The following is a 17553-nucleotide window of genomic DNA, read 5'->3' on the forward strand; positions in this document are numbered from 1 at the left end:
CGTTCGGGCTGGTGGTCCCCGAAGAGGGGGAGGGGGTTGAAGAAAAAAGACAAGAGGGGGGTTTCCCTCAACAAAGGGGCCCCCCCCCCTTGTCCTCCACCAGACCCCAATGCCCTGCATTGTCGGCGACTGTGGCGCTACGCTGCCGCCGTGACAGATGAAGAGACGAGCGAAGTTCCAAGTTCTGATGACCCGCGCGAACGCGGAATCTTCGATGGGTTTTCCGGCTACACAACCCCTACTGAAGATGACTGGAAAAATGTCCTGAGTGACGGGCTGATAGTTGTCGATACGAATGTTCTATTGAACCTCTATCGATACAACCAGGACGCGCGGAGCTCTCTTCTAGCCACACTGCAGAAATTTGAGACGCGTCTTTGGGTGCCGCATCAAGTCATGGATGAATTTTGGCGCAACCGTGAGAGCGCTCTTGAAGATCCAGAAAAGCAGCTTCAGCAATCCATTTCGGCTCTGAGATCCGGCCTAGAGAAGCCTATTTCTGATCTGCGCCACTGGATAAACCGCGTCTCCTTGGACCGGGCGAGCGCCTTCCAGCTTGAATCGAAACTGACGAGTGCGCTCGAAGAAGTAATCGGCAGCATGGAGGTCGTGGTTGATAGCAGCGGAATTGAGATGGAGGCAGATACATCAAAAGATGCAGTAGTGGCAAATCTTACTGCCTTGCTGCAAGGAAAAATTGGCGGACCTCTCGACGCGAAGGATCACGACGCTGCCATAATCGAAGGAAAGCGGCGTATTGAGAAAGAAGTGCCACCTGGTTATAAAGATAAGAAGAAGCAATCACGAGGCGATGATACGGAGGTGGGAGACTACGTCGTGTGGCTTCAATTGATCCATGAGGCTAAACTAAGAGTCAAAGATGTTCTTTTGGTGACCGGGGACACAAAGGAGGATTGGTGGCGCACTCGAAATCGCATACCTCTGGGGCCTCGTAATGAGCTAGCCGAAGAGCTGCTCCGCGAGGCTGGCGTCCGACTGTACATGCTGAAGCCGGATCGACTGCTTACCTACGCCCGAGACTTCCTGCAGGTCGCCGTGAGTGAAGACTCGGTGCAAAATGTGGAGATGGTAAATGCTCAGTCGGAATCCGACGAGCTATTTCGACATCTAGAGCGATTGGCGGAATCAAATACCGCTCACGCTGTCGTCAGCACCTGGGTTGAGGTTGAAAAGGCGCTACGTAGGGCGCTCCCGGATGACCCATTGCAGCATCGCCGGACTACCGCGATGCAGATGGTTGGGGAACTGGCACAGCAAGGGCTAATCTCTCAAGAAATGGCACGCTCTGCCAAAGAGCTGAACCAGCTTCGTAATCATATCGCGCATACAGGGGAATCGGAGCTAACGCAAGAAGGTGCGCTTTCGTTCGTATCTATGGCAAGAAACCTCATTGAGGCTCTGGCCGTGGCAGCCACTCCTCAAGCGCAAGGGCTGCGGTTTGAGAAAGCAATAATTGACCTCATTCGAGTTGCTGGATTCGAAATAACATCCGCAGATCTTTTGGCTGACCAAGGTTACAGCTTCCGCGTTGCGCATCGTTCGCAGCCGGAATCGTTCGTCGCAATCCAGGTTAAGTATTATTCGAGTGGTTCATTCGGTGCAAAGAGTCTTGAGATGCAGCAAGAGCGACTCTCCTCGTTGCCGGGTAACGTGACCTCCATGCTCGTAGTGACCAATGCGCCTCTTGCGGATACTGTACAAGCTTTCAACGCCTCCGCCATTGGTGAAAGTCCATTGATGCTGGGAGGGCGCCGCTATATGGAGGTCGTGCAGTGGAGAAATTCGGACGGTGATCACCTTGTGGTGCGTGCTCTAATGAGATCGATGCTTTAAGGCGGCTGATCGCTGTGTGCGGGGCACGGGCGCCGGCCGGGCTGGAGCGGGGGCGGAGACAGGAGCGGAGGGGCGGGCGGGGGGCGGGGGGGGGCACAGGGGGGGGGGGGGGGCGGATTTTTCTGAAGGGGTGGGCCAAAAAAACCAAGAAGGCGTAGGGAGGGAGGTGCGGGGGGGGGGGGGGGGGGGGGGGGGGTGGGGGGGGGGTGGGGGGGGGGGGGGGGGGGGGGGGTGGGGGGGGGGGGGGAAAACCCCCCCCCCCCCCCCCCCGGGGGCCGGGCCTGCACACGGGGAGCGGAGCGAGCCGGCTTTATCGGACGTGGTCAGCCAACGACACGCGAGCGGCGTAGGAAGCGGATTGCAGGGCCACGAGCGAGTCGGGAACCTGTATGTCGTCCACCCCCACATGCTAGGCGCGGCGGGAGTGCCATAGGGCAGGCTCAGCGGCGTTGTGGCACGTGTGTGGCACGGCGCCGAACATGCCGAAGGGCCAGTTCGAGGAGATAAAGCCTCTGAACTGGCCCTTCATCGCGTGCCCCCGGCAGGATTCGAACCTGCGACACCCGCTTTAGGAGTTCGATCCGAGCCCGCTGCGGTGGCTGTCGTCGCCTGGTACGACGGCTGGACAGGGATGCTGGTGTACGCCACCGTCCGGAGTCGTTGATGTCAGGCGTGGATGTCAGAACCTTCTGCTCCGTAGGTCTGGAGAGTTCGGTCGTCCGAGGTCGCGCAGGCTGCCGTGAGAGTTGTGTGGGCCGATGCCGAGCGCTACCGATGGCTGGGGTTGCTGCACTTCGTTGCTGTAAGTCCGCCTGTGGTGCAACAGTCGAGTGCGAAGGCTGACGCTGGCTGTGGGATGTGACCGCTATTAGCCTCCGCGCTTACGCGTGCCCGGCGGGAGTTTGTCACCCGTACATAGGGAAGTCATTGCCCAGGATGATCCGCCAAAGACGGATAGCCTCACGGTGGTCGCCCCGGTTCTCAGCGGCCAATGCCAGGTCCGCTCTGTCCCGAGCACTCTTGAGACCGTTATTTACGGCATCCTTGCTCGCCCAGTTCAAGTAGGTGGAAAGGTCACCGCTAAATCCGGCGGGGTCCTGCACGGAAAGATTGTACAGGTTGTAGTCGAAGAACAGTCGTAGCGCTGTCCGTGGATTATTCCCCAGGGTTCCGTACGTCCGCGCAACCAACATCTCAAGATGGAAGGAGGAGAGGTGCGAGCTGTGCGCTTTATTCCATTTCTTGGCGAACCGGATGACTTTCTTGAGGTCGCCGTCCAAGGCGTTGTTACGCTCGTCGAGGTACGTCTCGTGTTTTTTGGGATTGGTGGTCAACCAGTTACCCGCACCATCAGGGATACCGTAATCGCCACTTGTGTATTTTTCGACCGGTGCCACATCCACGCTCAGGCCGTCGGCGTAGAAGAACCGAACAGCCTGGCCCCGAGCGCCAATCTTGCGTACGGGCGAGTATTCGTTAAGCGCCTTCCGCACCCGATACAGAAACTCAGAGGAGTTGGCCCGGTATCTTCGGTTCCACAAGTCCTGGTCGACATGCAGATGTACCATGAGGTCAATGTCATCGACAGGATTGCAAGCGGTGTTCCGCCCGAGCGAGCCGATGATCTTGTGGGATTGATAGCGGATGTCGTTCCCGGCAGGAAACGCTGCCTTGATGACGTTCACGACGGCATCTCGGCGTCCGTAGACCTTGGTCCAGGTGACAGATGACGGCTTCGCCTCGGGGTCGAACTCGTTGAACGCGGCCACGGTGGTCGTTGCCATTCTCACTCCCCCTCGTCCATGGCGTAGCTCTGGCCGCCACCGCTGATATTTTTGCTGGACTTCTTGTAGGCGATGCGGCCCGGTGGGTCGGACGTTTTGTTAAGCTCATCCCGAGTGTTGGTGAGATTGCGCAACGTGTCTCGGGCGTCCTCGCGGCTCATGTCGGCCAGGTCGATGGTGAGGAACTGTCGGGCGGCTGTCTGCAACTGGAGGTAGGCGTTCGCCGACGCCTGTGCCTGTGTCGTACGACGCGACGCGTTCACGGTGGTCAGGGTGGCGCTGAACGCAGCCGAGATAAGAGCCAACACCCCAGGCCAGATACCGAGGCCGCCGCCGAGGGCGGTTCCGCCAGAGATGGCGGCGAGCCCTGCGGCCGGGACACCGAGCATTAGGTTGATGAGCCGCCACAACTTGGCCTGCTCGAACTGCCCTTGAGCACTCCACAATGCACTCTCGTGTATGCGGTCGCCTTCTTGTGCGATGGCTCTGTGAGACTCAGGTATGCCGTTGGGGATCAGTGACACAAACACCTCATTGGGCCAGGAACCGTGTAAGCAGGTAAAGACGGGGCAACTGACGTAACGGACTAGTGTAGACAGCCGGGTTCACGGTCGGCCAGTGGTGTGTATGTGGTGCGACGGTCTGCCACGTCCACCAACATGCAGCATGCTGGGGAGTGCAGAACCGGCCCGATACACGGAGCGTGGCCGGCTGAGGGATAGCCTCCGCGAACTACGCGCCCGTCTGCCGCACCCGTTCGTCACGTCGGACAACGCGCGCAGTCGACTTGACGCGCTTGCTGGCGGAAGGGCGCGGCTTGGCGTGCGCTGTCACCATGTCCATAGGTTGGCTGCACTCGGGACAGGCCAAGGCATCGTTGGTCATGCGGAGCGCCCTACTGAGCGACCTCTTCGTCCCGAAGTAACTTGGTTGGAGGTGCTGCCTTGGGCTGGTGCGGTCCTCACGTGTGCTGATGGTCCGCGCTCGTCCGCCGGTGTACGTCGGCGTTGTCACGCAGTTAGACACTCACTGCTGCGGCACGTCAGTTGCCTGCTGCGCGACTTGGCCAGGGGTGTCCATCGGGTGATTGGTCCGTAGGTCGGCCCGCTCGAACGAAGTCGCCGTATTCGTCCTGGACCATGCTCTCGTTGACCCACCTCCCCCGCACTGCGCCCGTGTCTTTCTCGGCGGCGGCCAGAGCGGTAGATGCGTCATCGATGGCAACGAGTCGGCCGAACTCCTCTTCGTCCTCGTCGGCGTCGAATGGTGGGAACTCGTCCAGGTCGAAGAACCTCTCATGGCCGACGTCTTCAACGGTATGGACGTAGACCTCATACGACGCCTTCGTAGGCCGGACCTCGACGTACCTGACCCCGATCCGACCCGGAGCGCGGACCGGACCGAGGAACTGCTCCACTGGCCGACCTCGCCTCAGGGCCCCGCTGATGAAAGCCTCTGTCAGGTAACGCACCCTGCGAACCCTACCCAGCGCATCAGGCCTGTGGTGCCGACCGAGCTCTCAGCTTGGGAAGCTGAGGCGATCCAGAGCTTGTCACGCTGCTGACCTGCAGTCGAGCGCTGTTGGCAAGTGCTCAACCACCGCCTTCGGTACCCGGTGTTCCCCGTGGGTCCCCGCATGACCTGGCACGCATGTGGCACGGCGCTGTCGAACTGAACCGGCATCAAAGAGGGGTACCCGCTCGGTAATGCACCCTGACCAGACATCGAGTCGACAGGCCGCACTCCTCTCAGAGGTACCCGATGGGAGAGCCCGAGCCCACAAGCAGCGCCACCCGGAAGGCGCCCCCCTGTCCGGGACTTGAGTAAACCTCAGGTAACCGGCGCGTAGGCCTGAGCAGTGGTACAGGGACGCACGCAGAGGCGCGCGCTGTTCGCGAGTGCATCGGCCTCAATGTCGCGATCTGGAAACAAGCCTTCCACTTGGCAGTAAACCCTTGAAGTCTTGACCAGCAAGGAAACGGGGAGAGTTGTGAAGATCGTTTTGGAGGCGTCGGGGCGTCGGCGGCTGTCGGATCGTAGGTGGTTGACCACCGTTGAGATGCCCCGGCCGCATGACGAGCCCGGATCGCGATCGCCGCGATGCGCCTCCAGGGCAAGCAACGTGACGATGCGACACCCCACTGCCGGGCGGCCTGAGAAGCGATTCACAGGTTTCGAATCGGTAAAGAGGGTTCCGTCTAGCGAACCGTTGTTGAACTCTTAAGGTCCACAAATAAGGGGGGTTTGTGAAGATCACCGGCCGCGGTTCGTGCATGTTCAGGCAGGGGGCCTGGACAGGTCGGTGACGCGGTGATGGTTCGACGTAGGCGTTTGCTGCAACCCGACGGGGGTTCAGCTCGACGCTCCCACACCGCTTCATGCAGTACCCGACGCCGCGACTGCCTGCTTCAGGAACAGGCAGCTCGCATTTCAGGGGCGCCGTTTTCCAGTTCGCGCATGTCCGCGGACTGGCTGAAGGGGAGGAAACCACCATGCACGTTTGCGTGCTCGGGCAGGGCTATGTCGGCCTGCCCCTGGCCCTGAGGGCCGCCGAGGCCGGACACACCGTGACCGGCTACGAACCGGACCGGAAGCGCTGCGAGAGGCTGGCCGCCGGATCGTCCTACATCGAGGACATCGACTCCACCCGCTTGCAGCAAGTGCTGCGTTCGGGTGCCTACACCGCCAGCTCGGATCCGAAGGACCTCAAGGGCTTCGACGTTGCGGTCATCACCGTGCCGACCCCGCTGACCGACCGTGCCCCGGACCTCAGCTGCGTACGAGAGGCCGGCGGTGTGCTGGCCGAGTGGCTGGAGCCGGGTGCCACCGTGGTGCTTGAGTCGACTACGCATCCGGGTACCACCCGTGACGTGCTCATCCCGCTGCTGGAGGAGGGCTCGGGCCTGGTCGCCGGACAGGACTTCCATGTCGGCTTCAGCCCCGAGCGCATCGATCCCGGCAACGCGGACTGGCGGCTGGAGAACACGCCCAAGATCGTTTCTGGGCTCACGGATGCCTGCTTGCGCCAGGTGAAGGCCTTCTACGACTCGGTCACCGAAGTCACCGTCCCGGCATCGGGGCTGGAAGAGGCCGAGCTGGCCAAGGTGTTTGAGAACACCTACCGGCACGTCAACATCGCACTGGTCAATGAACTCTCCCGGATGGCTCACATACTTGGCGTGGACGTGTGGCACACCCTGGAGTTGGCCGCGACCAAGCCGTTCGGGTTCACCAAGTTCCTGCCTGGACCGGGCGTCGGCGGACACTGCCTGCCCATTGACCCTGTCTACCTCAGCCATCACGTCAAGGCACGGCACGGGCAGACCTTCCGGCTCATTGAGCTGGCTCAGGACATCAACGAAAGTCAGCCCGACTACGTGGTGCGCCGCTTGCAGGACTCGCTCAGCCGCCGCTTCCGCCGCAGCGTGCACGGTGCTCGCATCCTCGCCCTGGGTGCCGCATACAAGCCGGGAACCGCGGACGCCCGCCAGTCGCCGGCCGTCCAGGTCATCGACCGGCTGCGCACCATGGGGGCCGACGTCACTGTCGTAGACCCCTACCTGCCGGACGGCGGCTCCAGGGAGATTCCCTTTGCCGCCGCGGAGAACGGCATGAGCGTCGCCGACTTCGATGCGGTCGTCCTGCTCACCCCGCACGGCGAGTTCGATCTCACCCAGCTCGCCGCCGAGGCCGCGTACGTGCTCGACACACGTGGCGTCATGGCGACAGCCCCGCACGTCGAGCGGCTCTAGAGCACAGAAGGAGCAACGCCGTAGCTCGGGCGTGCGCACGGGCGGTGGCATGCCGTCGAGCTTCACAGCCGGCAGCTACGGCCGTCGACGGGGAATCAGAGGGGCGTCGCGAACGCCCCGACTCCACCTGGAAGACAGGGATGAGGGAGCGAGATCCCCTCCCGTCGAGAACCAGGACGCCGTGGGACCGGTGACGGCCCACGACGTATTCGACGTCACGAAGGTCGCCGACGAGGCGGCCCATGTGCTGGACATACGCGGTGCCATGCCGACCCGCGACAACGTCGGGCGTCTCTGACGCCCGGGAATGAGGCAAGCATGTACGGACAGAATGGTGTGGGTGCCGCGATCGGTACGGCCACCGGGGGAGCAGCGCTGGCCGCTACGGGCGGCACAGCTCTGGGGTGGATCGTGCTGGGGGCCATGCTCTTTGTGATCAGCGGCGTGGCGGTCTTCCGCCTGGCGACCCGTGGTAAGCGGGTGACCGCTTGAGCACTTCATCACGGGTCCGATTCACCGTGGTGACTGCTGTGGTGGTGGCGGCTCTGGCCGCTGCCACCGTGGTGGTGCACCTCCAGTCGAAGAGCCCGATCCTGACGTTCTACTGGTGGCTGGGCATGATGGTGATCGTGCTCTGCCTGGTCTCGTTCCTGAAGGGCCGGTCCTTCACCCACCTGCCCGTGGCTCCCGGCCGGACGGTGGCCATCATCCCCGCCTTCGAGGAACCCACCGAGAACCTGCACCGAACGGTGTGGTCGCTGCTGGCCCAGACCCATCCGGTCGACGAGATCCACGTGATCGACGACGGCTCAAAGCAATACCCCGCGGAGCCCTTTGAGCACCCCCGGGTCTTCTGGCACCGGCAGGACAACAAGGGCAAGCGCGGAGCGCAGGTAACGGTGCTCCGCCACCTTCAAGAGCAGGGCAAGCAGTTCGACTTCGTTCTCACCATCGACTCGGACGGAGAGCCTTTCCCGGATGCACTGGAGCAGCAGCTCCGGGCCATGAGCAATCCGAAGATCCAGGCCACCACCGGGATGATCTACATCCGCAACTTCGAGGAGACCTGGGTCTCCAGGGCTGCGGACATCGACATCGGCACCTCGTGCGTGATGATGCGGTCTTCGCGGTCCATGCTCGGGGCGCTGGAGACCACGTCGGGTGCACTTGCTCTCTACCGGGCCGAGCTGCTCTACGACCACCTGGACGCCTACGAGGTGGAGTGCGGAACGGGCGACGATCGCTGGCTGGCGCTGCGGGCCCTCATGCGCGGTGAGGTCGTGGCCGTCAACGAGGCCGGCGTGATCACCGACATGCCGACCACGCTGAAGAAGACCTACCGGCAACGCCTGCGCTGGGCGCGGTCGTGGTGGTGGATGCTGCCGTTCGTCTACTCCCGGCTGTCCCTGAAGCAACTCATCTCACCGACATTCGGTCTGCTCCAGCTCGTCATCACCCCCGTGATGCTGGCCTGGACTCTCGTGATGACGCTGATGACCCTGGGCGGCCGGTACCACAATCCCGGCGTGGCCCTGGTCTACCTCGGGGTCTACGTCGTGGTCCGGTACGGCCAGTCAGGTCTGTACGTACTCATGCGGCCGGACATGACCACGCGCCAGCGGTGGCGCTCGTGGCTCGCCGGAACTCCGACCTCCGTGTTCATGAACATTGTGCTGCTGTGCCCCACCCGCTACTGGGCTCTGTTCAAGCTCCGCGACAACGCGTGGCAGTCCCGAGGGCTGACGGCCAAGACGGCTCTGCCGAAGGGCCGCCACCGCGCCGAGGCGAAGGATCTGATGAACGTGTGAGTGCCAACAAGGTGATCACGAACGAGCGGCCGAAGCCCTTCACCGCCGCCTGGCACAAGGCCCAGCTGAGTTAACTGGGCCGACGGTCGCACCCGCTCGGCGTCTGTGCCGAGCGGGTGCTGGTCTGCGTGCTCGACGGCTCACCGTCTCTCGATCCCTGCCTTGTAAGGGCGGACGTGCCGGACAGCAAGAGTGCGCAGCTCACTCCCGCTGTAGGCGCAGCCCAGGTCAGCGACGCACCTCGACTGCGGCGCGCCGTCGTTGACCGTGGTTGACCGCCTGATGTGGCACGGCTGTGGCATGCGCCGACATGGAGTTCACACCCTTGCCGGAGACGACTATGCCTGTGCCGGTGGTGCACCCGGACTCGGCACGCGTGGGCCCCGGTTCACCAGATCGTCGATGCCTCTTCGGAGCCCGACCTTCCGGGTACTCCAGTCGACGATGCCAACAGACTTGTCGGTTTCTCTCTCGACACGCGCGGCCAGCGACCTCAGGTCGTCCTGGAAGGACGCGGCGGCAACCCACAGAAACGCGTCACATTCAGCCTGTGCTGCACGCGCCATGAACTGGTCGGCGAAGGACGTCGAGACGCGCCCGGACTCTGACTTGGCGGTCATCGCGTAGATTCCGATGCGTTGCCCGGTAGAGCGCTTGAGCACCAGCAGGGGGACCCCGACCTCATGATTGGTCGGGTGATGTACTTCGCCGTCCGGCTCAAGGGCTTCGTCAGCGGCATGCTTTACCTCGTCCAGCAGGAGGGCAAAGTCCAGTGCAACAGCGCTGGGATCATCTATTACGTCGGGGTCGGTCAGGATTACGGCATCCAGCAGGAATCTGGCTTCCAGCGGTGGTGCAGCCTTGGCCCGCTGAATCAAGCGAGCCCGACGGCGTCCCATCAAGAGCTCAGCGTCCATGAGCCGTCCGCCGAGGAATGGCATCCCCGTGATCGCCATCAGGAGAAAGACGCCTCCGACCACAAGAGCAACGGCGCTGCCCGCCCCGTTTTCGCTCACAAACATCGCAACCGACCCGGCTCCCGCCAGCAGTATCCCAGCGGCAGCCGCTCCGACTCGCTGCCACTGGGATAACGGATCCACCTCGGCTGGATCGAACTGAAGGCGGGCGCTGACACCGCTCGTTTCGCTCTGCGACATAGCTTGACGGTAGGGCAGCAGACACGCAGTGTCATGAACTCGACGCAGTCCTGCGCGGAACCTCCTTGAGAAAGCCACCGCCCGCCGGGGCGTCGAGGTGTACGTGATCACGCGGTCGGCGGAGTCTCAATGGGCGAGTCAACACTTCAGCGATCTTGGAAACCGTCGTGGCAGCGATGTCGCCGTGGGTTCAAATCCCACACCCACCGCAGATGAACGGCCCCTGACCAGGTGAATCGGTCGGGGGCCGTTCTCATGTGCACTGTCCGTCAACCACCGTGATTCCCCGTCAGTTACTGGTCGCTCGGGCACGGAAGGGGCACGGGCACCTTCTGATCCGTAGCTCTACAGAGATCGGTCAACCAGGGGCATAGAGGTTTCTCATCGGTCCCTCAGGGGGTTTGGCGGTCATGGTCGGTTGCTGAGGTTGCTGTATTTCTCTGCTGTACAGCGCGGGCGGCAGCGAGGTTGTTGCGGCTGGTCAGGGTGTCGGGGTGAGTGTCCCCCAGCACCTGCTCGCGCTGGGTGAGGGTGGCTTCGTACAGCGGGATGGCGCGCCCCAGATCTCCCGCCGACTCGTAGGCGCCCGCAAGGTTGTTGCGGCTGTTCAGGGTGGAGGGGTGGGTGTCGCCCAGCACCTGCTCCCGTTGGGTGAGGGTGGTCTCCAACAGCGGGATGGCGCGCCCCAGATCCCCCGCCGCCCGGTAGGCGTACGCGAGGTTGTTGCGGCTGGCTAGGGTGTCGGGGTGGATATCGCCCAGTACCTGTTCGCACTGGGTGAGGGTGGTTTCGTACAGCGGGATGGCCCGCCCCAGATCCCCCGCCGACTCGTAGGCGTACGCGAGGTTGTTGCGGCTGGTCAGGGTGTCGGGGTGGGTGTCGCCCAGCACCTGCTCGTACTGGGTGAGGGTGGTTTCGTACAGCGGGATGGCCCGCCCCAGATCCCCCGCCGCCCGGTAGGCGTACGCGAGATTGTTGCGGCTGGTCAGGGTGTCGGGGTGGGTATCGCCCAGCACCTGCTCGCGCTGGGTGAGGGTGGTCTCCAACAGCGGGATGGCCCGCCCCAGATCCCCCGCCGCCCGGTAGGCGCCCGCGAGATTGTTGCGGCTGGTCAGGGTGTCGGGGTGGGTGCCGCCCAGCACCTGCTCGTCCTGGGCGAGGGTGGCGGTGCGTAGTGCGATGGTGTGGGCGTCGCGGCCTTGCCGGTCTAGGTACTCGGCGGCCTGGTGGTAGGTGTTGGCGGTGTCGGTTGAGGCGGGGGTGTCCGGTGGTGTGGACTCGGCCAGGGCCAGGACGTGCGGGAGTAGGCGTTCCCACGGGGCGGTGGGTTCGGGCAGGGGGCCGTCCGGCGCGGTGGGCAGGGCCTGGCGTACGGCTTGTTCGGCCTCGGCGCGGCCCGGGGCGTAGGTGTCGGGCTCCGATTCGGCCGGGGTGCGGATGCGTAGGACGGTCTGTACGAGGCGGTGGATGCCGACGCCTTGGCGGTCGTCGGTGAAGGCGATCATGTTGTAGGCGTGCAGGTCTCCCAGGGCATTACCCAGCGTGATCGGATTGGGGGCGAGGGGGGCGAGGAGGGTGCGGGGGATGTCGTTGGGGGCCAGCCAGGCCATGGTGTGCAGGAGGGTGACGGCCAGCGGGTCGCGTCCGGTGATTGCGGTGAGGGTCTTCTCCCAGATCCGGGCGATGGTCCGCTCGGGGTCGAAGACGTCACGGTCCTCGTCCAGGACCAGGCCCAGTGAGTGACGGTAGGTGTCCAGGTCGATACCGGTCCGGTACGCGTACGCACCGGCTTGCTCCAGAGCCAGCGGCAGACACCCCAGATCCTCGGCCAGCCACCGCGCTTCTTCCTTCTGCTCACCGGTCGGGGTGCAGCCGGGGAAGGCGATGGTGCACAGCAGGTCGGTGGCCTCGTCCAAGGGGAGTAGGCCCAGGGGCATGGTGGGGGCCAGGGTGTGCCATCCGGTGGCCTTGCGGCTGGTGGCCAGGTGATGGCCGCCGGCCAGGGTGCCGAGGTAGGGGCGCAGGTGTGCGGGGTCCTCGACGTTGTCGAAGACGAGCAGCCAGCCCGGGTGTGCCTGCAGCCACAGGATCGCCCATGCTGCCCGTTCGTCCGGACCGGCCGCCTGCGCCCACTGCGGACACACGCCTATGGCCAGCCCCGCCAGAGCGGTCACGATCGCTTCGGGGGACTCGGCGGTGATCCACCACACCAGCGTGTACGCGCTGCGGTAGCGGTCGGCGTAGTGCAGGGCCAGGGTGCTCTTGCCCACCCCGCCCAGCCCGTGAATGGCCCGCACTCGCGACTGCACCACCGCGGCCGAGCCCCCGCCCGCCAGCATCCCCCGCAGATCGGTCAGTTCCTGCTCCCGGCCGACAAACACCCCCGACACCGACTCCGGCAAGAACCCCGCTCCCAGCGGCGCCTGAACCGTCCGCGCCCAGTGCACCGCCTCGGGCGGCAGCATCACCACCCGCGCGTTGTCCCCGCTGATCGCCACCGCGATCGAACCGCCCGCGGCGAGCGACCCATCTCCGGACGCCTCCACCCGCACCGGCTCACCCGGGAGTGGCGCGCTCACCGCTGTGGCGGGTAGATGGTGGCGTGGTCGCCAGTGGCCGCAATGCCGATGTGCTGAGCGCCGATCGCCCGCGTCCCCGACACCTTCACCGTCACCCCGCCCGTCACGGGCAGCAACCCGGCCACCTCACGCGCCAGTTCCGCATCCTCCCGCAGGGCCCGCTTGATCTGCTGCCGCAACGCCCCCACCGCGTCCACGTCATCCGGCTCCTCGGTCGCCTCCCGCACCGCTGCCTCCAAAGCGGTACGCCCCTGGTCGTCCCGACGGTGCCAAACCGCCTGCAAAATCCGCTGCCCCAAACTCGCCGTCACATCAACCGCCGCGCCCACCGCCGCGTCCTCAACCCGGCCGAACACCGCCGCCCCGTACGCGCCCACCGCCGCCGACAAATACGGCCCGGCCTCCTCCACCAGATGAACAATCTCCGTACTCATAGCTGCCCCTGACTGCACGTCACCCGACCCGTGCCGGTGGCCAAGCGTAGGAACACACGACACTGTGTGAGTACAAAACGCCGAAACCGTCCCGTGTGGTTCCGCGACACGACCCAGCGCCCCACCACCCCGCTCACCGCGATACACCCGCGCAGGACATCGGACGGTCTCCCCTCCGAGAGGGTCGATGTGTGGGGCGGAGCCCTCCCGGGTGTGCGTGTTCAAGGGACAGCAGCGGCACGGCATCGCCTTCCGCGTAGCCGTCGTCCCGCCGGTCGCCATGGGGCCGTTGCCGACAACTCAGGCTTTACAGACCGGCCTCATCCTTATCAGGTTGATCCTGGGGGTCCGTCGATGTCGACCAACGGGTGCCGCGCCTCGGCCGATCGTCCACTGAGGTCCGGCCTCGACCGCTGCTGTTCATGCTTGTTGGTGTCAGCCGCTGATGTCAGCCGCCACACGCGGTCTTGACAAGCGCGGTCGTCGATGTCAGGAACAGCACCATGGACCACTGGCGCGACTAGGGGGTGCTGTGTCACGAATCAAGGTCACTGTGTCAGGACTCGTCGGAGCATGGGCCTTCGCGGGCATCACGTGCTTGCCCCTCTCGTACTTGCTGGGGCGAGAGACATCGGGCTGGGAACCACCGCAGCCCGGCATGATCCAAGGCGCTGATTCCAACGAGCTCCTGCACATCCTTCCCCATGCAGCCGCCTGGTTCGGCCTTCTGATGATGCTGGTAACCGCCCTCCTGATCTATCTCGGCCATCGACATGCGGGGTCGAACCGACACACCGGGTGACCAACCAGCAATCAGTCACCCACCACACTCCCCAGCTCCCATCCCGTCCGCCGTCGACCCACACACCGTGGAGCGGGCGTGGTTCCTGGCGTCCAGGTGGAGCGCGCCACTGTACGAACGACCTGGACGCCAGGGGCCGCGTCTGCTCGGCTCTGCCTGGGTCGATGGCGGACGGGATGGGAGCACCCCGCGCACGCCACTACGGACCCGCGGCCGCGAACGGCGCCCCCTCCATCCCGGTGCCGGCCGGTCCCCCGCCGGAGGCATCGTTCTGACCGTGGCCTTGCTCGTCCAGGTCTCGACTCAGGGCCGTAGCTCGCTGCGGCCCCAGGGGCCGACCCCGGCGCCGAGGGCGCAGAGGGGTCGAGCCCAAGGGGCCAGCCCGCGCCTCGCGCGGGCCCTTGAAGCAGTAGAGAAAGTCTGAGCCAACTGAGCCGTCTGTTACATGTCCGGTCCCGGGAGATGCTTGACACTTCGATCCCAGCTGATGGTTGACGGTGGCCGTGATCGGCTTTGCTGTGCGCGTTGTTTCGGTGCGTGGCGGGAGGCCGGGATTGGCTCTGGTGGAGTTGTCGGTTGTCGAGCAGAGATACCGGGCTGTGCTTGCGGTGCTGGCGGGCGCGACGGTGACGGAGATCGCCGCTCAGCTGGGCGTTTCGCGGCAGACGGTGAGCGGGTGGAAGTCGCGCTATGAGGCCTCGGGCCTGGCGGGTCTGCCGGACTCATCGGCGGCAAGAACGTGGGGGAGATGGTCGGCGAGCACCCTCGGGTGTTCGCCACCCTCACCGCTCCCGGCTTCGGCCCTGTCCACACCCGACGTGAACGCGACGGCAGGGTACGAGCCTGCCGCCCCCGTAAGGCGGGTGCTACCTGTCCGCACGGCTCGCCTGCCGGTTGCCACGCACGGCACACGGACGACGACCCGCGGCTCGGTGAACCGCTCTGTCCTCGCTGTTACGACTACGCCGGAGCCGTGCTCTGGCAAGCACACTCTGGCCGACTCTGGCACCGCTTCGCGCTGGAACTGCGCCGTGAGATCGCCAGGAGGGTCGGGCTCTCGCGGGGCGAGTTCGCCGAGAGGGTTCGGCTGTCGTACGCCAAAGTTGCCGAGTATCAGCGGCGCGGGCTGGTCCACTTCCATGCCGTCATCCGCCTCGATGGACCGGAGGGGCCGGCCTCGACTCCGCCCGGTTGGGCGACGACTGCTTTGCTGTCGGATGCTGTGCACAGTGCAGTCGCGAGGGTGGGTCTTACCGCTCCTGGTCGGGAGGTCGTCGGGGCGCGTGCGCTGCGATTCGGCGAGCAGATCGACGTACGTCCTATCTCCGCCTTCGGAACGGGGGAGCGGCTGACCTCGGCGGCCGTAGCCGGATACATCGCCAAGTACGCGACGAAGGGAGCCGAGACCGCCGGCGCGGTGGACGGCCGTATTCACGGGGCGCGGGACATGGTCCTGTTGCCCGTACGTCCTCACGTGCTTCGCATGATCGGTACGTGCTGGTGGCTCGGCGGTCTGCCCGACTTCGAACCGCTCGGCCTGCGGCGCTGGGCGCACATGCTCGGATACGGCGGCCACTTCTCCAGCAAGTCGCGTCGCTACTCCACCACCCTGACCGCACTCCGGCAGGCCCGTGCAGAACATCGCGCGGAGGAGCAGCGAACCGCACTCGGTATCGGCACGCGGTCAACCGTCACGGTCGGCCAGTGGCGTTACGCCGGGCGCGGCTACTCGCCGGAGGCGGCGCTCCTGGCTGCCTCGGTGCGGGAGGGCGGTGATTCTCGTGGCGCGTAAGGAAGCGGCCGAACTCCTCACCGTGCGACAGGTGCTCGACGAACTGGGCGGCATCTCCCGGCGCACCTTCTACCGCTGGCGGGAGCTCCGTATCGCCCCGGCCTGCATACGGCTGCCAAACGGTGAGCTGCGAGTCCGGCGTGACGTGCTCAACGACTGGTTGGAGGAACGGGCGGAGGGGGTGGCCTCATGAAGTCGTACAAGGTCGTCATCTGGAAGCTGAGCATTAACCGGTCAGCGAAGAAGCCGACATACCTCGTCCGCTGGTCCGTGGACGGCGAGCCGTTCCACGAGTCGCACAAGACGAAGGCGCTCGCCGACCGCTTCCGGGCCAAGCTCCTTCGCGCCGCCGACAAGGGCGAACCGTTCGACACCGTCACTGGTCTGCCCGACTCGCTTCGCGGAGGCAAGGCGGCGTTGTCGTTCCTCGACCTGGCGCGGAAGTACGTGGAAGCGCGTTGGGCCGAAGCGTCCGCGAAGCAACGCGACAGCATGACCGATGCTCTGGCGACGGTCGTTCCCCTGCTGGTCAAGCCGGGGCGTGGGAGGCCCGCTCCCGAGGTGCTGCGGCGGGCGCTGCGTTCGTATGTGCTGCCGGTTACCCGCCGGGAGCGGGAGCGGCCGGAGGAGATCGTGGCGGCCGTACGGTGGATCGACAAGGCCTCGCTCCCCGTGGGGGAGTTGCAGGAGATCGCCCGTGTTCACGGGCTGATCGACGGGTTGGGGCGGAGGCTGGACGGCAAGCCTGCGGCGACTCAGACGTACCGGCGTCGGCGGGCGGTGGTCTTCAACGCGCTCGAATACGCGGTGGAGTTGGAATGCCTGACGTCCAACCCGCTGAGCCGTGTGCGCCGCAAACGGGGCAAGCGGGCGGTGCAGGAGGTCGACCGCCGGGTGGTGGTCAACCCTCGGCAGGCTCGGGAGCTACTGACCGCGCTCACCTACGTGGGTGGCTACGAGCGTGCGAGTGGCCGACGGCTGCGGGCGTTCTTCGGGTGCCTGTACTACGCGGCCATGCGTCCGGGGGAGGCACTCGGGCTCCGCCGTTCCGACTGCACGCTTCCGGCGTCGGGCTGGGGACGTATCGAGCTGGCGGAGACGCGGCCCACGGCTGGGAAGGCGTGGACGGATTCCGGGGAAGCACACGATCGGCGCGGCCTGAAGCAGCGGGCACAGGGCGAGGTGCGCATCGTGCCGATTCCGCCCCCGTTGGTGCGGCTGCTCCGCGAGCACCTGAAGGAATTCGGTACGGCGGAGGACTGCAGGCTCTTCTCCAGCGAGCGGGGCAACGTGATCGCGGCCTCGTCGTACTCCCGGGCGTGGAAACAGGCTCGGGAACTGGCGCTCGTCCCGCACCAGGTGTCGTCGGTGCTGGCCTTCCGTCCGTACGACCTCCGTCACGCGGGCGTCTCTCAGTGGCTCAACTCCGGTGTACCCGCCCCGGAGGTAGCGGCTCGTGCCGGTCACTCGGTCGACGTCCTGCTGAAGATCTACGCCAAGTGCATCGACGGCCAGGAGCAGGAGATGAACGACCGGATCTTGAAAGGTCTGGGGGAGGAGGGCGACAGCGAAGACTGACTGACACAGCCCA

General features: G+C 65.0%; 12 protein-coding genes and 2 pseudogenes. 8 read left to right on the forward strand and 6 right to left on the reverse strand.

The annotated features are described in order from the left end of the window. Positions 1 to 150 precede the first annotated feature (150 nt). Positions 151 to 1854, forward strand: a complete 1704-nt coding sequence (locus ACZ4WS_RS27160) for a PIN-like domain-containing protein (protein ID WP_467984260.1) — start codon at positions 151 to 153, stop codon at positions 1852 to 1854. Positions 1855 to 2759: 905 nt separating this feature from the next. Here the strand turns inward: ACZ4WS_RS27160 and ACZ4WS_RS27165 are convergent. From ACZ4WS_RS27165 to ACZ4WS_RS27175, 3 genes are all read right to left on the reverse strand, one after another. Then, positions 2760 to 3638: an SMODS domain-containing nucleotidyltransferase gene (locus ACZ4WS_RS27165; RefSeq protein WP_467984263.1), complete on the reverse strand. Its 879-nt coding sequence runs from the start codon at positions 3636 to 3638 to the stop codon at positions 2760 to 2762. Between the two features lie 2 nt (positions 3639 to 3640). Further along, positions 3641 to 4162: an SLATT domain-containing protein gene (locus ACZ4WS_RS27170; RefSeq protein WP_467984265.1), complete on the reverse strand. Its 522-nt coding sequence runs from the start codon at positions 4160 to 4162 to the stop codon at positions 3641 to 3643. A 518-nt stretch (positions 4163 to 4680) separates the two neighbouring features. Continuing rightward, positions 4681 to 5055 carry a hypothetical protein gene (locus ACZ4WS_RS27175; protein ID WP_467984268.1) on the reverse strand — a complete coding sequence of 125 codons (375 nt, stop codon included), beginning with the start codon at positions 5053 to 5055 and terminating at the stop codon, positions 4681 to 4683. Between the two features lie 1075 nt (positions 5056 to 6130). On the opposite strand from ACZ4WS_RS27175, the gene ACZ4WS_RS27180 reads away from it, so the two are divergent. From ACZ4WS_RS27180 to ACZ4WS_RS27190, 3 genes are all read left to right on the forward strand, one after another. Further along, the gene (locus tag ACZ4WS_RS27180; protein ID WP_467984270.1) at positions 6131 to 7390 is read left to right on the forward strand and encodes a nucleotide sugar dehydrogenase; all 1260 of its coding nucleotides are present in this window, start codon (positions 6131 to 6133) and stop codon (positions 7388 to 7390) included. Positions 7391 to 7708: 318 nt separating this feature from the next. Continuing rightward, on the forward strand, positions 7709 to 7882 hold the full coding sequence (locus tag ACZ4WS_RS27185; RefSeq protein WP_383480822.1) for a hypothetical protein: 174 nt from the start codon (positions 7709 to 7711) through the stop codon (positions 7880 to 7882). Positions 7883 to 7911: 29 nt separating this feature from the next. Then, positions 7912 to 9198 (forward strand): glycosyltransferase family 2 protein, encoded by a 1287-nt coding sequence (locus ACZ4WS_RS27190; protein WP_467984273.1) that lies wholly within the window; start codon positions 7912 to 7914, stop codon positions 9196 to 9198. 338 nt (positions 9199 to 9536) lie between these two features. Here ACZ4WS_RS27190 and ACZ4WS_RS27195 read toward each other — a convergent pair whose 3' ends face one another. The 3 genes from ACZ4WS_RS27195 to ACZ4WS_RS27205 form a co-directional block, all read right to left on the reverse strand. Then, on the reverse strand, positions 9537 to 10355 hold the full coding sequence (locus ACZ4WS_RS27195) for a hypothetical protein (protein ID WP_467984276.1): 819 nt from the start codon (positions 10353 to 10355) through the stop codon (positions 9537 to 9539). 392 nt (positions 10356 to 10747) lie between these two features. Next, a complete protein-coding gene (locus ACZ4WS_RS27200; protein ID WP_467984278.1) occupies positions 10748 to 12934 on the reverse strand; it encodes a tetratricopeptide repeat protein in 2187 nt (728 codons plus the stop codon). Then, positions 12931 to 13368, reverse strand: coding sequence for a hypothetical protein (locus ACZ4WS_RS27205; protein ID WP_467984280.1), 438 nt, complete (start codon positions 13366 to 13368; stop codon positions 12931 to 12933). Before ACZ4WS_RS27205 ends, ACZ4WS_RS27200 begins: the two co-directional genes overlap by 4 nt. Positions 13369 to 14739: 1371 nt before the next feature. On the opposite strand from ACZ4WS_RS27205, the pseudogene ACZ4WS_RS27210 reads away from it, so the two are divergent. The 4 genes and pseudogenes from ACZ4WS_RS27210 to ACZ4WS_RS27225 form a co-directional block, all read left to right on the forward strand. Next, positions 14740 to 14898 (forward strand): annotated as a pseudogene (locus tag ACZ4WS_RS27210) (helix-turn-helix domain-containing protein); the annotation flags it as partial. Further along, positions 14886 to 15962 (forward strand): annotated as a pseudogene (locus ACZ4WS_RS27215) (replication initiator); the annotation flags it as partial. The pseudogenes ACZ4WS_RS27210 and ACZ4WS_RS27215, both read left to right, overlap by 13 nt. Beyond that, positions 15952 to 16155, forward strand: coding sequence for a helix-turn-helix transcriptional regulator (locus ACZ4WS_RS27220; protein ID WP_467984282.1), 204 nt, complete (start codon positions 15952 to 15954; stop codon positions 16153 to 16155). The pseudogene ACZ4WS_RS27215 and the gene ACZ4WS_RS27220, both read left to right, overlap by 11 nt. Further along, positions 16152 to 17540, forward strand: a complete 1389-nt coding sequence (locus ACZ4WS_RS27225) for a tyrosine-type recombinase/integrase (RefSeq protein ID WP_467984285.1) — start codon at positions 16152 to 16154, stop codon at positions 17538 to 17540. Before ACZ4WS_RS27220 ends, ACZ4WS_RS27225 begins: the two co-directional genes overlap by 4 nt. Positions 17541 to 17553: the final 13 nt, after the last annotated feature.

Source organism: Streptomyces sp. NPDC029292, from assembly GCF_055569295.1.

Excerpts from the sequence above, each read along its gene's own strand:
- ACZ4WS_RS27180 (WP_467984270.1), top strand. The coding sequence starts at position 6,131 with ATGCACGTTTGCGTGCTCGGGCAGGGCTATGTCGGCCTGCCCCTGGCC.
- ACZ4WS_RS27165 (WP_467984263.1), bottom strand. The coding sequence starts at position 3,638 with ATGGCAACGACCACCGTGGCCGCGTTCAACGAGTTCGACCCCGAGGCG.
- ACZ4WS_RS27205 (WP_467984280.1), bottom strand. The coding sequence starts at position 13,368 with ATGAGTACGGAGATTGTTCATCTGGTGGAGGAGGCCGGGCCGTATTTG.
- ACZ4WS_RS27185 (WP_383480822.1), top strand. The coding sequence starts at position 7,709 with ATGTACGGACAGAATGGTGTGGGTGCCGCGATCGGTACGGCCACCGGG.
- ACZ4WS_RS27195 (WP_467984276.1), bottom strand. The coding sequence starts at position 10,355 with ATGTCGCAGAGCGAAACGAGCGGTGTCAGCGCCCGCCTTCAGTTCGAT.
- ACZ4WS_RS27225 (WP_467984285.1), top strand. The coding sequence starts at position 16,152 with ATGAAGTCGTACAAGGTCGTCATCTGGAAGCTGAGCATTAACCGGTCA.